This is a genomic window from Methyloversatilis sp. XJ19-13 (genome assembly GCF_024580155.1).
Classification (GTDB): domain Bacteria; phylum Pseudomonadota; class Gammaproteobacteria; order Burkholderiales; family Rhodocyclaceae; genus Methyloversatilis.
The window spans coordinates 1-18018 of sequence record NZ_JANINH010000029.1 but is presented as its reverse complement, the minus strand read 5'-3'; the positions used below and the strand labels follow the sequence as shown (position 1 = coordinate 18018).

The window sequence follows — 18018 nt, the reverse complement described above, 5'->3', positions numbered from 1 at the left end:
GTTCAAATTGACGATGACCGCATGCAATCTCACGCGAATGGCGCGAATAATGTTCGCGGTGCCGCAGGAAGTGCGGCAATGAGCGACAAATCCATGCGCGATGCGGGGTCGCGTAGCAGCGCACGGGCGATAAACCGGCAGTTTCCGTGCCGGATCGCATTCGGTCGGCTCATCGGTCGCCGGTGCGTCATCGTTTGTCGGCGAATTTCAACAGCCTGTTAGAGGTCACGGTGAAGATCCACGGTTACGCCGACGAAGGTCGCGCCATTGGGGACAATGTTCCCGTCGAGCTTGCAGAAATTATCCTTGTCGCAACTCCAGACGAAATGCGCCGGATTGCCAAGTTTCTTGAGTCTTGCGCGGAGGGAATTGATACCCGTGGCAAGGCTTGGGAACACGAACATCTTTCGGACAAGGACCGTTCGTTCGAAAGCTCACCGCATTTTGTTGTGTTTAACCCGGATTGCGGCCAATGACCTCTGACTTTCCGCTCCAGAGGGACGCTTCGTCGGCAAGCCTGCGAAGCGTCCCAGCGCTTGCACGTTGGGCGTCATGAGCGAACATCGTTCCCGGCATCACACGCAAGACAGACGTGGCTCAACTGTCAAGGAAGGCACACGTGTGCGTGTCATCGAAATTTCGCCGTCAGTTCTTGAGCCTTTCGATCTGCAAGAGATATCGCGTGTTCAATCGATGCTTGGCGAAGTCTTCTCCGTGTATGAGGTCGATCCGTACGGTAGGGCATTGATCGAGAAATGGTGGCATGAAGGTGAAGAACACTCGACGTCGCATTCTCTAGCTCTTGAACCATCACGAGATGGCGGTCGTTTCAGACAATTGAACCCATGATCAGGCCCTGCACAGGTTTCTCTCGTTGCTCAGTTGCCGTGTCGCTGGCGCCGACTTTTTGTGTCTGCCACTTTTCATCCGCGCCGCCGCCCAAGCCGGCGTTAGAAATGGAACCTGCAAGTGACGCTTGCAGGTTCCGTCCGCGCTCCGGCCGTCCCTCACCTCAACGTCAGGCCTCTTGTGACTAAGCCCGCCTTTCTTTTGCTGCTGCTTCTGAACAGTGCATGTAGCTCGACGCATGACTTGAAGCGAGACGGTCCGAACTATCTCGGCGGTGGTGGTGGCTTCATAGACGACGAGATGGCGCCGGGTGTCTACCGCATCAAGGGCTTCAGCAACCTCTCGCTCTTCGCCACTCCGGACTCGGCCGCAGAAACATTCCGTTATCGAGCGCAGCAGCTGTGTCCTGCCGGATACGACGAAGTACGGAGCTCTTTGAATGCGTACCGCTCCTCGAGTGGCGGCGTAACGATAGTCCCCAACCCCGAAAGTCCGGTCCCGGTCGAATTGCCGCCGCCTGTCATAACTTCCAAGATCGGGTTCGTGCGTTGCAATGACAGCCCTTTGTCCCTCCACGAAGCGCATATGCTTGTTACGGCGGGTGACGAACCGTGACGGAATCGCCGGAGGTCCGACCGGTCATTCCAGCGGACCTAAGCAAAAAACCGCTCAGGCCGGTGAATCCAGACTTCAAGCCGCCGAGCCGATAACCATGAACAAAGCTAGCCTCTTCCTTCTTGCCGCTCTGGCGCTGCAAGGATGCACCATCACTCGAAGCGATTCCCTTATCGCCTTCACTCCGGTCCCTCTCAAGCGTGCTGCAGTCGCAGATGAAATCGATGGTGCTGCAGTCAGACAGGTGTCGGTCATCGATTCTCGCCGGGATGGATATTCTGGTCGTCCCATCACTGATGGCCGGATATTGCTGAACAAACGCAACGGGTATGGCAGAAAGATGGAAGGCGTCTACGCTGCAGCACGCCCGCTGGCCGAGTATGCAAAGGCCTCCTTGGAAGATTCGCTTGTTCGGCTTGGTGTAGCTCGGCAGCAACACGCTCGGTACGAGATTCAGGTGATCCTGCATGAAGTTGACGATCCGCACTACGAAAGAGGCTTCTTTCAGTCACCCGCGAACTACTTGACCCTGGCGGCAACGGTAGCGGTGATGGAAACGGCAAGTCAGAAGGAGTTATGGCGTCAGACCATTCTCGCCAGGACCGAGCTGACGTTTCAAGGCGTGTTCGGCGGCGCCGACGATTACGCCCGCGCTTTGCCCTCTCTAATGAATGATCTTGTCGTACGCTGCGTCACCGCTCCCGGATTCGCGGAGGCACTGAGAAATGGTGAGGTCAGAACGTGAGTCGGCCGAACCCTTCCATCGACACGGACGCCGCGCGATAGCGCCGCGCCAGTCACCTCTACGGTTACGCCTCAGGAAGAATCAATGCGCACGCTGTCTCTACTGCTCTTGTCTGCGACGCTCGCATTTCCGAATCTGTCTTCCGCGCAGGAGCGTGACGAGAGCGAGATTGTCATGATCGGCACCACCGACCCTGAAATGGTCGATGCGATCCGAACGGCTAGAGCCGGACTCGATGACTTTCTTGCGTTAGCCAATTCACCCTCAACAGGAACGGAACAGTTCAAGTTGAAGGTCATGATTCGTGACGGTGACGCGACAGAGCACTTCTGGGTAGTTCCATTCCGCCCCACCGGCACGGGATTCGAGGGCGTCCTCGCTAATGATCCGAAGGTCGTTCACAACGTCAAAGCAGGTCAGCAGATACAGTTCACGAGGAATCAGATCTCAGATTGGGGTTATTCAAGGAATGGCCGTCAAGTCGGTAGCTACACCGTGTGCGTACTGTTCAAGAAAATGCCACCTGAGCAGGCCGACTACTACCGAAAGAATCACGGATTCGACTGCTAGGCTGGAGCAGCTGAGGTCTGACGTCTCGGCCAAGGAAGACGCCTTCAGCCTTACGCCTCTCACAACATCGACATGGCAACCTCGTACCGCTTTGGCGTCCTCAGCTACCAGATCATTGGCGCGGTCTGCAGCCTCTTCTTCCTGGGGTGTGCTGCTGGAGCGTTCCTAGCCCGGCAGTACCCACCAATCGCAGTCTTCGCGTTCTTCGCATGCATGGGCCTGTACATGATTGCCAGCGCCGGAAGCTTTGAGTTATCCGAGAAGTCGGTCACCCATCACAATCTCCTCGGCACGTTCCGCATGACTTGGGCGGAAGTTCGGAGGGTTGAGTTGGGTACTCAGGGCTCGATCATCCTTCACGGTGAAGGCAAGCGCTTCGCGCTCGCACCGCCTGCCTACTGGTCAGGCAGGCAGAAGCCGGAAGCATTCGAATTGCTCCGCAAGACCATTGATCAACTCGGTGTACTTACGTATCCAAGTAACACTGCCGACTACAAGGTCCACAAAAATGTTCGGGTCCGTAAGGGAGAGGCCTGAGGCAGGCGCAGCAGTGACGACTCCCACACCGAGCGGATGAAGCGGCGCATCGACTCCGAGCACGGCAAGCGGGATGAAAGGCGCGCGCCTTGCCGGGGTCGAACCGGTGTTCGGCAACCTGCGGCACCACAAGCGGCTCGATCGCTTCACGTTACTCGGGCGCACCAAGGACGATGCTGCAGTGGAAGCTCCAATGCATGGTGCACAACATCGAAAAGCTCGGGCACCACGGCTACGCGAATTAGGTATGCTGGCGGAAAGGGAAACGCGCCGATCCGGTCTGTCAGGAGCTGCGTATGAGGGCGTAAGGGGACGACGATGAAACCGCTGAACCGGGACTGATGCGATGAAGAATGAATTGAAGCCAGCTATTGCCGGGCGCAGCAACTTGGCCCGAAACGGGGTTCTTCTACTGCGTCGTTAGAACACAAGGAACAGTGATGGAAACTCAAGCCGTCGCGCAGAAACCGCAACCCGTCGGGATTGCCGTGAATCTCCTTTGGGCATCCTTGGGCGTGGGTTTGGTCAAGACCTTGATTGACTATTCACACGTCACTGCTCAGGCATCCGTAGCGTTCACAACTGTCGTCGTGGTCTTTACGTTCGCCTTGATCGGATTTCTCGTTTTCAAGATCTCCGCTGGCAAGAACTGGGCGCGTATCACATTCCTTGTCCTATTCATCATCGGCGTATTGCCAAGCCTGTTCGTCGTAGTGGGCGAGTTCTCGCGGTCATTGATTCTTGGGGTGCTTTCAGTAGCTCAAATCGGCCTTCAGGGCTACGCCCTCTTCTTGCTGTTTTCCCTGCCGGGTAGCACCTGGTTTCGCAAGGTTGTATCCGCTTGAGTTGTAACCCGGCGGTGCAGGGGATGCGGCACGATCACGCCGCGCAGCGTCGGTCTCCTCTACGTTGGGCCTGTCGGCGGCCGCTGAACGTCTACGTTGAAAGTCTTCAAAGGCAGCGCGCTGCAGTCTGGTGACAAAAGGCACACGTCAAGGTAGCATTTCCGCATGAAGCCATTTCGCTGGAGCCCGGAGAAGAACGGTGTGCTCAAGGAAGATCGAGGCGTGTCCTTCGAGAGCATGGTCGTTGCCATCGAGGCTGGCGGACTTCTGGACATCCTTGCTCATCCCAACGAGCAAAGGTACCCGAGACAACGTGTCCTTGTTGTCGCCCATGACAGCTATGCCTACCTGGTACCGTTCGTCGAAGAGGACGATTACTTTTTCCTCAAAACGGTCATTCCGAGCCGCAAAGCGACCAGGGACTACTTGAACCAAGGTGACGATGATGCCCACCAAGATTGATCACGACGAAAGCGAGCTTCTGAAGGCCTTTGAACAGGGGCAGTTGAAGTCCGTCGCAACGAAGAGCGAGCTGGCCAGGTTCAAGGCGGCTGCACGAGCCACGGCTTTGAAGGATCGGCGCGTCAACATCCGTCTGTCGTCCGGGGACTTGTCGGACATCCAGATCAAAGCGCTTGAGGAGGGCATTCCTTACCAGACGCTCATCGCCAGCGTGCTGCACAAGTACGTTACAGGTCGTCTGACTGAGCGCCCTGCAGCAAGCAGGCAAGCGTTGAAGACCAAAGTGCCGAAAAGCGGCGGCTGAGCAAGCGCTTCGGTCATGCCGGACACGCCCAACGTCTCGGTTGTGCTGACCACCCGAAGCTGCGCTGCCCGACGTCCTCGCAACGACGGCCTCAAGTCGTGAAAGCCACCGTTCACAAATTCAAGCGCGGAACGGCGTGGCCGAACGAGGGATTCGTTCAGGGGGCGATCGAGGCATTTTTCCGCGCCGGTGGCTTTGACGTCGGCAAGCACCGGACGATCGACCTCGTATGCTCACATCCTTTCAACGGTGTTGAATGGAGAGTCGAAGCGAAAGGGCTGACCACCGCCGTAGGCCTCGACTTCCGAACTGGCTTGGGCCAGCTGATCCAGGGCATGGAGGAGCCAGGCATCGAGTACGGACTCGCCGTGCCAGACATTCCACAGTTCCGGAAGCAGGTTTTCGCGGTCCCGTCCTGGGTGGTTGAGACTTTGAGAATTCACTGGTTGTTCGTTCAGCCCGACGGGTCAGTAAAGATTGAATCTGTCGGGTTCAGAAGGCCGCAGCATCCGACTGCCTTCGACGTCGGCTGAGTGGTGGAGTCAGGCGTAGCCGATGCACGAGCCGCTGCCCTACCGACTGCTCGCGGATGCGGTCCTGCTGCTGCATTTCGGCGTGGTGGTGTTTGTCGTCGCCGGGCTCGCTGCGATCGTCGCAGGGAATCTGCGAGGATGGCGCTGGGTGAATGGCCTGTGGTTTCGTCTCGCTCATCTCGCTGCCATCGGGGTCGTCGTCGTCCAGTCGATGCTGGGCAGGCTGTGTCCGTTGACGGTGCTGGAATCGTGGCTGCGCGAACAAGCCGGCGGCGCGGCCTACAGCCGGAGCTTCGTTGAACACTGGGTTCAGCGCGTTCTTTTCTATGAGGCGCCGTTCTGGGTGTTCACGGTGGCGTACTCGGTCTTCGGCCTGCTCGTCCTTGCGGCGTGGTGGCGTTTTCCGCCGCGCAGGAGGGCTAAGAATGGCCAAGCGGGCAGCACCTGACGTGTCGCTGAGGCCGAGCGCCGGCGGAACGCTGTCGGGGCTGTTGTGGCGGTACGGTAGATTGTCGCCAACCGAGCCCCGGCATCCTGTTGTCGTTGTCCGCCCACCTCGGACGTCAGACGTCGGGATTCACCATGCTCAGTAATTTGGGGTTCTTCGGTATCGCCCTGGTGATCGGAGGCATACCGCTCGCACTGAAGTCGCACTCGCGCATCCGCCTGTATCAGCGAGCGCAACATTGGCCGAAAGTCCGGGCCACCATCGTCAGGTCATCCGTTACAGAGTCAACCGACGGCGATGGCACGTCGTTCCGTCCGGAGTTTTCTTATTGCTACTCGGTCGCGGGAATCGAATACTGCTCGACCGAGCATACGGAAGGCCTTCCTTTCCCGAGCACCGAAGAAGCCGCACGCCGAATGGTGAACAGCCTTCCCGTCGGAAGCAGTGTCGACGTCGCGGTGTGTCCGACTGAACCGAAGCGCGCGGTGCTCGACACGGGGTGTCCGAGGATGTGGCAGATCCTGCGTCGCGCAAGCATGGTTGCTCTCGTCGCAGGGGCCGCGATTGCACTGCATGAACTGGTCATTCCGAAATGAGGGTCGGCCGTTCTCAAGGTGGACCTGAATGGCAATCCGCTAGAGCAAACTTGAGGCTTGGCATATCGATGCTCGCATCCTCTTCATCCGTCGAATCAGATCTGCGGCCCCGTCAAAGGGTTGGGCTGACGACCGCCCGACATGTCGAACATCAGAGCGCAGGAGGCAGTCATGCCGGCACACGAGAAGATCAACTACGTCGAGTACCCGGCGCGTGACATGGTTGCGACGAAGCGGTTCTTTCAGGACGCCTTCGGGTGGGTGTTCGAGGACTACGGCGCCGACTATGCGGCGTTCTCCGGCCAGGGCCTCGACGGGGGCTTCTTCAGGTCCGATCTGGTGGCAGATACCCGTCAGGGGAGTGCGCTCATCGTCTTCTACAGTGCGGACCTCGAGCGTACGCTCGCCAAGGTGGTCGCTGCGGGTGGCAGGATCGTGAGGCCGGTGTTCGCGTTCCCGGGTGGCCGCAGGTTTCACTTCACCGAGCCCAGCGGCAACGAGTTTGCGGTCTGGTCGGAGGCTGCGGCATGACGGGTGTCCGCAGGCGACCACCACGCCACCTGAGCCGCAAATGAAAAAGCGCTTCCCGCTGTCGAAGGTCTACAGCCTGCTCGAACCCGGGCCTTTGCTGCTGCTGACCACCGCCCACCGCGACGCCAGCGACGTCATGCCGATGACGTGGTACTCCCTGCTCGGGTTCGAGCCGCCGCTGGTGGCCTGCGTCGTCAGCGCCGGCAATCACTCGCAGAAGCTGCTTCGGGCATCGAAGACGTGCGTGCTGAACATCCCGACGGTGGAACTGGCGAAGCAGGTGGTCGGGTGCGGCAACTGCAGCGGCGCCGAGGTCGACAAGTTCGCCCGGTTCGGGCTGTCGCGCAGTGCCGCGGAACAGGTGGCTGCGCCGCTGCTTGATGACTGCTACGCGAGTCTCGAGTGCCGGGTGGTCGACACAGGGCGGGTTCGGCGGTACGAGCAGTTTGTGCTGGAAGTCGTGGCCGCCTGGGTTGACCCGAAGGTCAAGGACCCCCGCACGCTTCACCACCGCGGGTACGGCAAGTTCATGGTCGCCGGCGAGAGCATCAAGCTGCGTTCCAGAATGCGGTGAGCACCTGCGGGCCGTTCGGCCATGACCCATGGCGCGCAGTGCTGGGCCGCCGGCCCGCCTCGCCACCATTCCGGCCGCCTCCCTGGCAGGGCAGAATGCGCCTTCCCCAAACAGCGCGAACCAGGAGATCCCAATGTCCAGTGTCGGTTACCACGAACCTGTTGAAGAACTGTCGGATGAAGTACGCGACATGCATCGCGCCATCGTTTCGCTGATGGAAGAACTTGAAGCGGTGGATTGGTACAACCAGCGTGCATCCGCCTGCAAGGATCCCGTGCTGAAGAAGATTCTCGAACACAACCGCGACGAGGAAAAGGAACACGCCGCCATGGTGCTCGAATGGATCCGTCGCAAGGACGATCGCTTCTCGCACGAACTGAAGGACTACCTGTTCACCGACAAGAGCCTCACCAGCGACGCGCACGGTCATTGAGTTGAAGGCTTCGGCACCGAACCCCGGCACGCATCCATGGCATTCAGGATCCGACGTCTGCGAGCCCTGACGGCGCCATTCTGCGCAGTGCTGCTGGCCGGGTGCGCCAGCACGGTCGTCACCCTGACACCGTCACCGCAAGCCGCGGTGTGCGAGCGATCGGCGACGGCGCTCGTGCTGTGGGCGCCCGAATGGCGGGCGGACCAGAAAGACGCTGCGGAGCGGGAAGCGGCCGCTGCAACGGGGCTGAAGGATTTCTTCGCCAGTTCCGGATGCTTCGCAGAGGCCGCGCTGCGACGCGTGCACAGTCTCGACCCGTCTGCCGTGTCCGCGCAGCATGCTGCGCAAGCCGGACGCTTCACGCGGGTGGTTGTCATCGCCGTGCGTGAGCTCGGCCCGGTGGTCAGGCTGCTGTCATCGGCTGCGCTGGTCGAAGGCGGTACCGAGGTGTTGCTGCACGTCAGTACCTTTCCGGTGCCGGGCGATGCGCCACCACGCCAATTCACGGTTCACTGGCGACATGGCGGCCCGGCCGTGGTCAAGGGAGTCGCCAGCCTGCCCGCCGACATGCAGGCTGCGCTGGTCGCCGGGTTGCAGCCGGGCGAAGCCCCTCGGTGACCCCCGGCCGCCCTGTCTAGACGGACGTCCGGAGGCCATCACCCGCGGGTTTCGCTCCGGGCGACCAGGCATTCCGCATATCCTTCCGCCTCGCTGAAAGTCCGCTGCATGCGTCCAGCTGCAGCGAAGACACGGTGCGCGACCGCTGCGCAGCCGCCTTTGACAGGGGTCAACCTGCTCACACCCGATCGGGCATAGCTTGAACAGGTGTTCAAACCTGAGGTTACCTTGATGAAGATCCTTGCAAGACTGTTCCTGCTCATCGCGCTGGCACTGGGCGCAATCGCATCACCGGCCATGGCGGGCGATACCGACCCGCTCTTCATCAATCTCACGACCGATGATCAGCACCGCGCAAACATGGGTATTTCGTTCGGGAAGAATCAGATGGAGCGCGGGCATCCGCTGACGATCTTTCTCAACGACAAGGGGGTGCTGATCGGCGCGAAGGCGAACGCGGCGAAGTATGCCGACCACCAGAAGACCCTGACCGACCTGATCGCGCGCGGCGCAAGCGTGCTGATCTGCCCGATGTGCATGAAGCACTACGGTGTCACGGAGGGCGATCTGGTGCCCGGGGTCAGGGTCGGAAACCCGGACCTGACCGGCGCCGCCCTGTTCAGGGACAACACGAAGACCCTGACCTGGTAGCAGAGGGCGGTCCGGATGGCGTACGACGAACATCTGGCATCGCGCATCCGCGCGGTGCTGGGCCGGGCTCCGGGCATTTCCGAGAGGAAGATGTTCGGCGGCCTTGCATTCATGCGCAATGGCCTCATGGTCGTCGGTGTGCTGGACAGCAGCCTCGTGGCAAGGGTCGGAAAGGGCCTCCACGACGAGTCGCTGTCGCGCGCGCACGTCCGGGTCATGGATTTCAACGGCAAGCCCATGGGCGGGTATGTCTACGTCGATGCGGCAGGTACCGCCACGGACGCGGACCTCGCGTTCTGGTTGCAGCGCTGCATGGACTTCGTCGCGACGCTGCCGCCCGGGAAGCGGTAACGGTCGGCGATCGCCGGCCGCACCGGTCCCGGGCGGGTGCCATGCGGTACAGTCCAGTCAGCCTGTCTGCGCTGACCTGACGTCGTTCCCCGCCCAAGCCGGACGCCGGGCGGTGCGGTCCGCCACGTGCTGCATCCATGAACCCGGTACTCCGCATGAACGACATCGACTGGACTTCGCCACGCTGTGGCAGGGTGACCTACACATATGCGCAGTTCGCGGCGGCCAAGTCATGGTTCTTCGCGAAGTGGTCGGACTGGGCCTCGGATCGCGGTCTCGGCGAGCCGCCGGATCTGTCCGGCTCCTGCAAGTACGCTTCGCTGTACATGCAGTCGATCTTCGGCGGCGCGATCCGCGGTCACTTCGAACACCAGTACAACTTCATCGACGGGCGGCTGGTCGATCTGAGCCATGACGCGCTGGACGTCGGCCGCATGCATCACCCCTACCTGCACGAGCCCGAGTACTTCAGCATTCCGGAATTCCAGGCGGCGCTCGTCAGCTGTCAGCCGCGGGCCGAACGCTGGGCACTTGAATTCATCGAACACAGCGAAGCGGCGCAGGCCGATGCGCAGGTACGCCTTGACCCGGGCGCGGTTCGCCCGACGGGTCCGTGACTTCACGAAGCCACCGCGTCCCGTATCATGCGCAGCCGATGGCGCCGCTCGTCCGGCGCCGGTCCATGAATGCAGGACGCGCGAGCGAAGATCGGGCGTTCAAGAACGGGAGTGGTCGATGAGCTACAGTTACCCAGCCGAAAAGTTTTCGTCCGCGCGCCAGGCTCTGACGGTGCCGCATCCGGACGGCGAGCACGAAGCACTGGGACGTGCCTTCCTCGAATGCCGGCTCGGCCTGCACCGGATGAATCGCGCCAAGCTGCCGGATGACATCCGCACCGGCATTCACCAACTCGAGTGTTTCATGGATACCACCGGTTTCGTCGATGCCGACGGCGAGGGCGCGTGGGTGCACATGCTGAGAAGCCGCAGCGCGGATGACCGGGCCGAAGTGGCGCGGCTCATCGACATGCTTGCGCAGTGGTTCGCCAGTCAGGAGCCCTGACCATGCGGGCTGACATCCGTTACCGCAGGGCATCCCCATGAGGCGACCCACCCTGAAGACGCGGCTGACCGGTGCCGCGCTGATCGTGTTCGGTGCCGGCACCACGCTGGTCGCGCAGGCGCTGACCGATGCGTTGAACCCGGCGCAGAACGACTCACCGCAGCGTGTCGAACATCAGCGCACCGACCTGAGCGGTGCGCCAGGCATGGAAGTGATTGCCTCGACGGCCGAATACCGCCCGGGTGATCGCATCGACCTGCATCTGCACCACGGCGTCGAGGCGGTCTACGTGGTTCAGGGCGCGACCGTGCAGGCACCCGGCAAGCCGGCGATGACGCTGCAGACCGGTGCGGCGGCGATGAATCTGCGCGACGTGAAGCATGCCGGCTTCACCGTCATCGGCGACGTGCCGCTCAAGCTGTTCACGGTGCATATCGTCGACAAGGGCAAGCCGCTGTACGACTACGCCCATTGAGTCGCTTGCGGCCGGCCTGATCAGGCAGGCTTCGGGCTTGGCAAACCGGCGAGGCAGCACGAGAATGCGTGGCCAGCGTTTGCACCGGCACTCAGGCAACTCCGCGCCACTGGTGTTGTCTGCATCCGCGCAAAGGGTTTTTGCGTAGTCAGGCTGTGTGTACGGTGGGGTTCAGCAGGCGCCCACGCTGAAGATTGCCAATCGTTCGTGCCGGAACCACCCGGCCGGCGCGCAAGACATGTTCCGGAGGAAGTGCCGTGCTGCAAAAATCCGCTGTGTTGAAGAAATCGCTGTTCGCGCTGCTCACTGCATGGGCGCTTGCGGCACAGCCCGTCGCGGCACAGGGCGCGCCGAAGCTGGACGACGAGGCCCTGGCGGCGCGGCTGATCGGTACCTGGATCAATCCGCCGGACAGTCCCGATTACGAGAACTTCGCCAGCAGCGAAACCTACAACGCGGACGGGAGCTATGAATACCGGGAGTACGACGACAAGGAGTGCCGCATCGTGTCGGCCTTGCTGAAGTCGCGCTGGCACGTCTGGAACGGCGTCATCATCACCGAGTACGACGGCGGCAAGGCGCTCAGCGACCAGGTGGTGTCGATGGAGGCCGAGCGCATGGTGCTGCGTTCGGTCGATGACGGGGTGACCGCCTACCGCAACCGCTCGAGCAGCTGCGCACCGACCACGGCAAAAAAGTGATCCGGCGCTGAAGTCTCAGCCGCCGAGCGCCCGGCGGCTGCTTTCGATGTGCAGCTGCATGGTCGCGCGCGCCGCCTCGGCGTCGTGCGCGCGCAGCGCGGCCAGCAGCCGGCGGTGCTCTTCGAGCGAGGCCACCAGACGGCCTTCGAGATAGAGCGAGTCGTGGCGCTGCAGCTTCAGCACGGCACGCAGCTCGTCGATCATCTGCGCCATGCGCCGGTTGCCGGCAATGTGGTGGATCAGCAGATGGAAGCGCTGGTTGGCGTCGAAGAAGCGGTCGATGTCGCGCGCCGCGGCGCTGTCTTCAAGCGCCTGGTGCAGCGCAGCCAGGTCCGCGAGGTCGGCATCCGACGCCCGGCGGGCTGCGCCGGCGGCACATTCGCCTTCGAGCAGCGCCATGATCGGATAGATCTCTTCGAGGTCACCGCCGCTGATCTGGGCGACATAGCAGCCGCGGCGCGGCTTGAGCACCACCATCCCCTCGGTCGCCAGCACCTTGAGCGCCTCGCGCAGCGGCGTGCGTGAAATGCCGTACTGGGTGGCCAGCGCCTGCTCGTCTATCCATTCGCCGGGCGCCATGGCGTGACTCTGGATCAACCGGCGCAGGCGGTCGGCCACTTCTATATAGAGGGCGCGCGGGGCGATGCTGTCGGCGCTGCGGTTCAGGGTTTCGCTGTTCATGGCCTGGCTGTCGTGGCTGCAGTTAACGCACTGCAGCACTTACTTGCATTCATAATTATGGATAAAGTATTCTCCGTCTTGCGCGTGACTGTCAAGCCGGATCCGGCTTGTCCCGTGCGCGCCTCTCCGAAATACCGAAGGAATCCAGCATGGCCGACACGACAGGCAGCGCTCACCCCGAATACGCCGCATGGCTCAAGGCGGCCGCGAAATCGGCCCCCGGCGGCGATCCGGCGAAGCTTGACTGGCATACGCCGGAAGGCCTGACGGTCAAGCCGCTGTACACCCGCGCCGACATCGACGGCCTGCCGCACACCGACACGCTGCCCGGCTTCGCGCCCTATGTGCGCGGCCCGCAGGCCACGATGTACGCCGCCCGTCCCTGGACCATCCGCCAGTACGCGGGTTTCTCGACCGCCGAGGAATCGAACGATTTCTACCGCAAGGCGCTGGCCGCCGGCGCGCAGGGCGTGTCGGTCGCGTTCGACCTGGCGACCCACCGCGGCTACGACTCGGACAATCCGCGCGTCGAGGGCGACGTCGGCAAGGCCGGCGTGGCGATCGACAGCGTGGAAGACATGAAGCGCCTGTTCGACGGCATTCCGCTCGACAAGGTGAGCGTGTCGATGACGATGAATGGCGCCGTGCTGCCGGTGCTGGCCGGCTTCATCGTCGCCGGCGAGGAACAGGGCGTGCCGCAGGCGCAGCTTTCAGGAACGATCCAGAACGACATCCTGAAAGAGTTCATGGTGCGCAACACCTACATCTATCCGCCCCAGCCCTCCATGCGCATCGTGGCGGACATCATCGAATACACCGCGCGCAACATGCCGCGCTTCAATTCGATCTCGATTTCCGGCTATCACATGCAGGAAGCCGGCGCGACCCAGGGCCTGGAACTGGCGCTGACGCTGGCCGACGGCATGGAATACGTGCGCACCGCGATGGCGCGCGGCATGGATGTGGACGATTTCGCCGGCCGGCTCAGTTTCTTCTTCGCCATCGGCATGAACTTCTATCTTGAAGTGGCCAAGCTGCGCGCAGCGCGACTGCTGTGGAGCCGCATCATGGATGGCTTCGGCGCCAAGAGCGCCAAGTCGAAGATGCTGCGCACGCACTGCCAGACCTCCGGCTGGTCGCTGACCGAACAGGACCCCTACAACAATGTCGTGCGCACCACCATCGAAGCGATGGCGGCGGTGTTCGGCGGCACGCAATCGCTGCATACCAACAGCTTCGACGAGGCGATCGCGCTGCCGACCGAGTTCTCGGCGCGCATCGCGCGCAACACCCAGCTCATCGTCCAGGAAGAGAGCCACATCACGAACGTGATCGACCCCTGGGCCGGCAGCTACATGATGGAAAAGCTGACGCAGGACATGGCCGACCACGCCTGGGCCATCATCGAGGAAGTGGAGCGGATGGGCGGCATGACCAAGGCGGTCGAGTCCGGCTGGGCCAAGCTGCAGGTCGAGAAGTGCGCCACCGAAAAGCAGGCGCGCATCGACTCCGGGCGCGACGTGATCGTCGGCGTCAACAAGTACCGGTTGAAGGACGAAGACAAGCTGGATGTGCGCGTCATCGACAATGTCGCGGTGCGTGAATCGCAGGTGGCGCAGCTGAAGCAGATCCGCGCCCGTCGCGACAGTGCCGCGGTCAATGCCGCGCTGGAAGCGCTCACCGCCGCGGCCGAGTCCGGCGAAGGCAATCTGCTGGAACTGTCGGTCAATGCGATGCGCGTGCGTGCCACCGTGGGCGAGGTGTCGGACGCGCTGGAAAAGATCTGGGGTCGTCACCGCGCCAGTACGCAGGCGGTCAGCGGCGTGTATCAGTCCATCGTGGAAGACGACGAGGGGTGGAGCGTGATGAAGGACGACGTGAGCCAGTTCGCCGAAGAGCAGGGCCGCCGGCCGCGCATCCTGATCGCCAAGCTCGGTCAGGACGGGCATGACCGCGGCGCCAAGGTGATCGCCACCGCCTTCGCCGACCTCGGTTTCGACGTGGACATCGCACCGCTGTTCCAGACGCCGGAAGAAGCGGCGCGGCAGGCGATCGAGAACGACGTGCACGCGGTCGGCGTGTCCACGCTGGCTGCCGGTCACAAGACGCTGGTGCCGCAGCTCATCAAGGCGTTGCGCGCCGAGGGCGCGGACGACATTGTGGTGGTGGTCGGCGGTGTCATTCCGGCGCAGGACTACGACGAACTGTTCGGCCACGGCGTGGCCTGCGTGTTCGGCCCGGGCACGCCGATCCCGAAGGCGGCGAAGGACACGCTGGACGCGATCCGGGCGAAGCTGGCGTGATGCATCGGCCCGTGGCAGCGGCTGTGGGATCGGCGGCCTGTGGGATCGGCTGTGGGAGCAGCGGCCTGTGGGAGCGGCGATCCACTGCCGGCCCTGCATGGCCGGCCGGCGCTGCGGGCGGCGAGCAGTGCTCGCCGAAGCCCCCGCTCCGTTCCACGGCTGGCCTTGCANGATCCACTGCCGGCCCTGCATGGCCGGCCGGCGCTGCGGGCGGCGAGCAGTGCTCGCCGAAGCCCCCGCTCCGTTCCACGGCTGGCCTTGCACGGCCAGCCGGCTCCGCGGGCGGCGAGCAATACTCGCCGAAACCCCCGCTCCGCCCCCGCCGCGATGTGAGCAGTCTCTGTGGGAGCGGCGGCCTCGCCGCGATCTTCACGTTGATCAGTGACCATCGCTGCTCGATCGCGGCGAGGCCGCCGCTCCCACAGGCCGCCGCTCCCACAGCCACAGCCAAAGCCAACGCAACAGCCAGGCGCGCGCAGCCATGATGACGGTCGCACCATGACCCCACCCTCCGACGCGTCCCTGATCGATGGCGTGCGTGCCGGCAATCGCCGGGCGCTGGCCAAGACCATCACGCTGATCGAATCGACACGCGAGGACCATCAGCAGCGGGCCGGTGAGGTGTTGCGCGCGCTGCTGCCGCACACGGGCCGGTCGATCCGGGTCGGCATTTCCGGCGTGCCGGGCGTCGGCAAGTCGACCTTCATCGAAGCGCTCGGGCTGGCGCTGATCGGCAAGGGCCACAAGGTCGCGGTGCTGGCGATCGATCCGTCTTCGACGCTGACCGGCGGTTCCATCCTCGGCGACAAGACGCGCATGGAACATCTTTCACTGCGCAGTGAGGCCTACATCCGGCCGTCGCCGTCGTCCGGCAGTCTGGGCGGCGTGGCCGCGCGCACGCGCGAGGCGATGCTGGTGTGCGAGGCGGCCGGCTTCGACATCGTCATCGTGGAAACGGTGGGCGTCGGCCAGTCGGAAACCGCGGTCGCCGGCATGACCGACGTGTTCGTGTTGCTGCAGCTGCCGAATGCCGGAGATGATCTGCAGGCGATCAAGAAGGGCATCGTCGAACTGGCAGACATCGTCGTCTACAACAAGTGCGACATCGACGAAACCGCCGCCGAGCGGGCGATGCAGCAGATGCGCGGCGCGCTTCACCTGTTGCGTGCGGCGTCCGCGGGCTGGACGGTGCCGGTGCTGAAGGTGTCGGCGCTGCAGCATGCCGGGCTGGACGCCTTCTGGGCCGACATCCTGCGCTACCGCGACACCATGCAGGCCAGCGGCGCGTGGACGGCCCGGCGCAGCCGGCAGGCGCTGGACTGGATGTGGACCCTGGTCGATCAGGGTCTGCGCAGCCGTTTCGAACACCACGCGGCGGTACGCGCCGCGTTGCCGGACATCCGCGCGGCAGTGGCGGCGGGTACCCTGCCAGCATCGGCGGCTGCACTGCGCCTGCTGCAGGCCATGGACTGATTTCAGGGAGAGAACGACGATGCAGGACATCATCCTCAAGCTCGACGAAAAGCGCGAGCAGGCCAGACTGGGCGGCGGACAGCGCCGGATCGACGCGCAGCACAAGCGCGGCAAGCTGACCGCACGCGAGCGGCTGGAACTGCTGCTCGACGAGGGCAGCTTCGAAGAGTGGGACATGTTCAAGGAACATCGCTGCACCGACTTCGGCATGGCCGACGAAACGGTGCCGGGCGATGGCGTGGTCACCGGCTACGGCACCATCAATGGTCGCCTCGTGTTCGTGTTCTCGCAGGACTTCACGGTGTTCGGCGGTTCGCTGTCGGAATCGCATGCCGAGAAGATCTGCAAGGTGATGGACCAGGCGATGAAGGTTGGCGCGCCGGTCATCGGGCTGAACGACTCCGGCGGCGCGCGCATCCAGGAAGGCGTGGCGTCGCTCGGCGGCTATGCCGAAGTGTTCCAGCGCAACGTGATGGCGTCCGGCGTGATCCCGCAGATTTCGCTGATCATGGGGCCGTGCGCCGGCGGCGCCGTGTATTCGCCGGCGATGACCGACTTCATCTTCATGGTGCGTGACTCGTCCTATATGTTCGTCACCGGTCCCGAGGTCGTGAAGACCGTGACGCACGAAGAAGTGACGGCAGAGGACCTGGGTGGCGCGACGACGCACACCACCAAGTCCGGCGTGGCCGATCTGGCGTTCGAGAACGACGTCGATGCGCTGATGTATACGCGCCGGCTGTTCAACTATCTGCCGCTGTCGAACCGCGAAAAGGCGCCGGTGCGCCCGAGCAGCGATCCGGCCGACCGGCCCGACACCAGCCTGAACACGCTGGTGCCGGCGAATGCGAACCAGCCGTACGACATGAAGGAGTTGATCCTGAAGATGGTCGACGACGGCGACTTCTTCGAAATCCAGCCCGACAACGCGAAGAACATCATCGTCGGCTTCGCCCGCATGGAAGGCAGCACGGTGGGCATCGTCGCCAACCAGCCGCTGGTGCTGGCCGGCTGCCTGGACATCAAGAGCTCGATCAAGGCGGCGCGCTTCGTGCGCTTCTGCGACGCCTTCAGCATTCCGGTCATCACGCTGGTTGACGTGCCCGGCTTCATGCCTGGCACCTCGCAGGAGTACGGCGGCATCATCAAGCACGGCGCCAAGCTGCTGTACGCCTACGCCGAGGCGACCGTGCCCAAGGTGACGCTGATCACCCGCAAGGCCTACGGCGGCGCCTACGACGTGATGAGTTCGAAGCACCTGCGCGGCGACGTGAACTTCGCATGGCCCAGCGCCGAAATCGCGGTGATGGGACCGAAGGGCGCGGTGGAGATCATCTTCCGCGAAGAGAAGAACGACCCGGAGCGCATCACGGCGCGCGAGGCGGAGTATCGCGAGAAGTTCGCCAACCCCTTCATCGCCGGCAAGCGCGGCTTCATCGACGACGTGATCATGCCGAGCGAAACGCGCAAGCGCATCTGCCGCTCGCTCGCCATGCTGCGCGACAAGCAGCTGGAAAACCCGTGGCGCAAGCACGGGAATATCCCGCTGTGATCGTACGCCCTCACCCCCGGCCCCTCTCCCGCTGATGCGGGAGAGGGGAGAAGTCGGCGCTCGGTGGTGTCTCCCTCGCCCGCCTCAGCGGGAGAGGGTGGCGCGCAGC

At 63.1% G+C, this 18018-nt stretch carries 25 protein-coding genes; 24 read left to right on the top strand and 1 reads right to left on the bottom strand.

Annotated elements, in window-relative coordinates:
* Positions 1-146: 146 nt before the first annotated feature.
* From NMQ14_RS19145 to NMQ14_RS19045, 21 genes are all read left to right on the top strand, one after another.
* The gene (locus NMQ14_RS19145) at positions 147-476 is read left to right on the top strand and encodes a hypothetical protein (protein WP_257098454.1); all 330 of its coding nucleotides are present in this window, start codon (positions 147-149) and stop codon (positions 474-476) included.
* 76 nt (positions 477-552) lie between these two features.
* Entirely contained in the window at positions 553-849 is a 297-nt protein-coding gene (locus NMQ14_RS19140; RefSeq protein ID WP_257079651.1) for a hypothetical protein, read from the top strand.
* A gap of 712 nt (positions 850-1561) precedes the next feature.
* Complete coding sequence (locus tag NMQ14_RS19135; RefSeq protein WP_257098453.1) at positions 1562-2209, top strand: hypothetical protein; 648 nt, start codon at positions 1562-1564, stop codon at positions 2207-2209.
* 84 nt (positions 2210-2293) lie between these two features.
* Entirely contained in the window at positions 2294-2779 is a 486-nt protein-coding gene (locus NMQ14_RS19130) for a YegJ family protein (protein WP_257079654.1), read from the top strand.
* A 72-nt stretch (positions 2780-2851) separates the two neighbouring features.
* The gene (locus NMQ14_RS19125) at positions 2852-3316 is read left to right on the top strand and encodes a hypothetical protein (protein WP_257098452.1); all 465 of its coding nucleotides are present in this window, start codon (positions 2852-2854) and stop codon (positions 3314-3316) included.
* 440 nt (positions 3317-3756) lie between these two features.
* Positions 3757-4161 (top strand): hypothetical protein, encoded by a 405-nt coding sequence (locus NMQ14_RS19120; protein ID WP_257079656.1) that lies wholly within the window; start codon positions 3757-3759, stop codon positions 4159-4161.
* A 165-nt stretch (positions 4162-4326) separates the two neighbouring features.
* On the top strand, positions 4327-4623 hold the full coding sequence (locus NMQ14_RS19115; RefSeq protein ID WP_257079657.1) for a toxin: 297 nt from the start codon (positions 4327-4329) through the stop codon (positions 4621-4623).
* On the top strand, positions 4607-4927 hold the full coding sequence (locus tag NMQ14_RS19110) for a hypothetical protein (RefSeq protein WP_257079658.1): 321 nt from the start codon (positions 4607-4609) through the stop codon (positions 4925-4927). The genes NMQ14_RS19115 and NMQ14_RS19110 overlap by 17 nt, the downstream gene beginning before the upstream one ends.
* Before the next feature lie 98 nt (positions 4928-5025).
* A complete protein-coding gene (locus NMQ14_RS19105) occupies positions 5026-5460 on the top strand; it encodes a hypothetical protein (protein ID WP_257098451.1) in 435 nt (144 codons plus the stop codon).
* A 22-nt stretch (positions 5461-5482) separates the two neighbouring features.
* Complete coding sequence (locus tag NMQ14_RS19100; protein WP_257098450.1) at positions 5483-5908, top strand: DUF2784 domain-containing protein; 426 nt, start codon at positions 5483-5485, stop codon at positions 5906-5908.
* Between the two features lie 134 nt (positions 5909-6042).
* The gene (locus NMQ14_RS19095; protein WP_257098449.1) at positions 6043-6504 is read left to right on the top strand and encodes a DUF3592 domain-containing protein; all 462 of its coding nucleotides are present in this window, start codon (positions 6043-6045) and stop codon (positions 6502-6504) included.
* A 141-nt stretch (positions 6505-6645) separates the two neighbouring features.
* Positions 6646-7035 carry a VOC family protein gene (locus NMQ14_RS19090; protein WP_257098448.1) on the top strand — a complete coding sequence of 130 codons (390 nt, stop codon included), beginning with the start codon at positions 6646-6648 and terminating at the stop codon, positions 7033-7035.
* 40 nt (positions 7036-7075) lie between these two features.
* Positions 7076-7609 carry a flavin reductase family protein gene (locus NMQ14_RS19085; protein WP_257098447.1) on the top strand — a complete coding sequence of 178 codons (534 nt, stop codon included), beginning with the start codon at positions 7076-7078 and terminating at the stop codon, positions 7607-7609.
* Positions 7610-7742: 133 nt separating this feature from the next.
* The gene (locus NMQ14_RS19080; RefSeq protein ID WP_257079664.1) at positions 7743-8042 is read left to right on the top strand and encodes a ferritin-like domain-containing protein; all 300 of its coding nucleotides are present in this window, start codon (positions 7743-7745) and stop codon (positions 8040-8042) included.
* Positions 8043-8078: 36 nt separating this feature from the next.
* Complete coding sequence (locus NMQ14_RS19075; protein WP_257098446.1) at positions 8079-8660, top strand: hypothetical protein; 582 nt, start codon at positions 8079-8081, stop codon at positions 8658-8660.
* Positions 8661-8891: 231 nt separating this feature from the next.
* Positions 8892-9311: a DsrE family protein gene (locus NMQ14_RS19070; protein ID WP_257098445.1), complete on the top strand. Its 420-nt coding sequence runs from the start codon at positions 8892-8894 to the stop codon at positions 9309-9311.
* Between the two features lie 15 nt (positions 9312-9326).
* Complete coding sequence (locus NMQ14_RS19065; RefSeq protein ID WP_257098444.1) at positions 9327-9662, top strand: TfoX/Sxy family protein; 336 nt, start codon at positions 9327-9329, stop codon at positions 9660-9662.
* Positions 9663-9799: 137 nt separating this feature from the next.
* Positions 9800-10279, top strand: a complete 480-nt coding sequence (locus tag NMQ14_RS19060; RefSeq protein WP_257098443.1) for a transcriptional regulator — start codon at positions 9800-9802, stop codon at positions 10277-10279.
* Between the two features lie 118 nt (positions 10280-10397).
* Positions 10398-10724, top strand: coding sequence for a hypothetical protein (locus NMQ14_RS19055; RefSeq protein ID WP_257079669.1), 327 nt, complete (start codon positions 10398-10400; stop codon positions 10722-10724).
* Positions 10725-10761: 37 nt separating this feature from the next.
* Positions 10762-11199 carry a hypothetical protein gene (locus NMQ14_RS19050; protein ID WP_257098442.1) on the top strand — a complete coding sequence of 146 codons (438 nt, stop codon included), beginning with the start codon at positions 10762-10764 and terminating at the stop codon, positions 11197-11199.
* 257 nt (positions 11200-11456) lie between these two features.
* Positions 11457-11900, top strand: coding sequence for a hypothetical protein (locus NMQ14_RS19045; protein WP_257098441.1), 444 nt, complete (start codon positions 11457-11459; stop codon positions 11898-11900).
* 15 nt (positions 11901-11915) lie between these two features.
* Here NMQ14_RS19045 and NMQ14_RS19040 read toward each other — a convergent pair whose 3' ends face one another.
* Positions 11916-12581, bottom strand: a complete 666-nt coding sequence (locus tag NMQ14_RS19040; RefSeq protein ID WP_257098440.1) for a GntR family transcriptional regulator — start codon at positions 12579-12581, stop codon at positions 11916-11918.
* Between the two features lie 149 nt (positions 12582-12730).
* Between NMQ14_RS19040 and scpA the strand changes: the two genes are divergently transcribed.
* From scpA to NMQ14_RS19025, 3 genes are all read left to right on the top strand, one after another.
* Entirely contained in the window at positions 12731-14884 is a 2154-nt protein-coding gene (gene scpA, locus NMQ14_RS19035; protein ID WP_257098439.1) for a methylmalonyl-CoA mutase, read from the top strand.
* Between the two features lie 498 nt (positions 14885-15382).
* A complete protein-coding gene (gene meaB, locus NMQ14_RS19030) occupies positions 15383-16357 on the top strand; it encodes a methylmalonyl Co-A mutase-associated GTPase MeaB (RefSeq protein WP_257098438.1) in 975 nt (324 codons plus the stop codon).
* A gap of 19 nt (positions 16358-16376) precedes the next feature.
* Complete coding sequence (locus NMQ14_RS19025; RefSeq protein WP_257098437.1) at positions 16377-17909, top strand: acyl-CoA carboxylase subunit beta; 1533 nt, start codon at positions 16377-16379, stop codon at positions 17907-17909.
* Positions 17910-18018 lie beyond the last annotated feature (109 nt).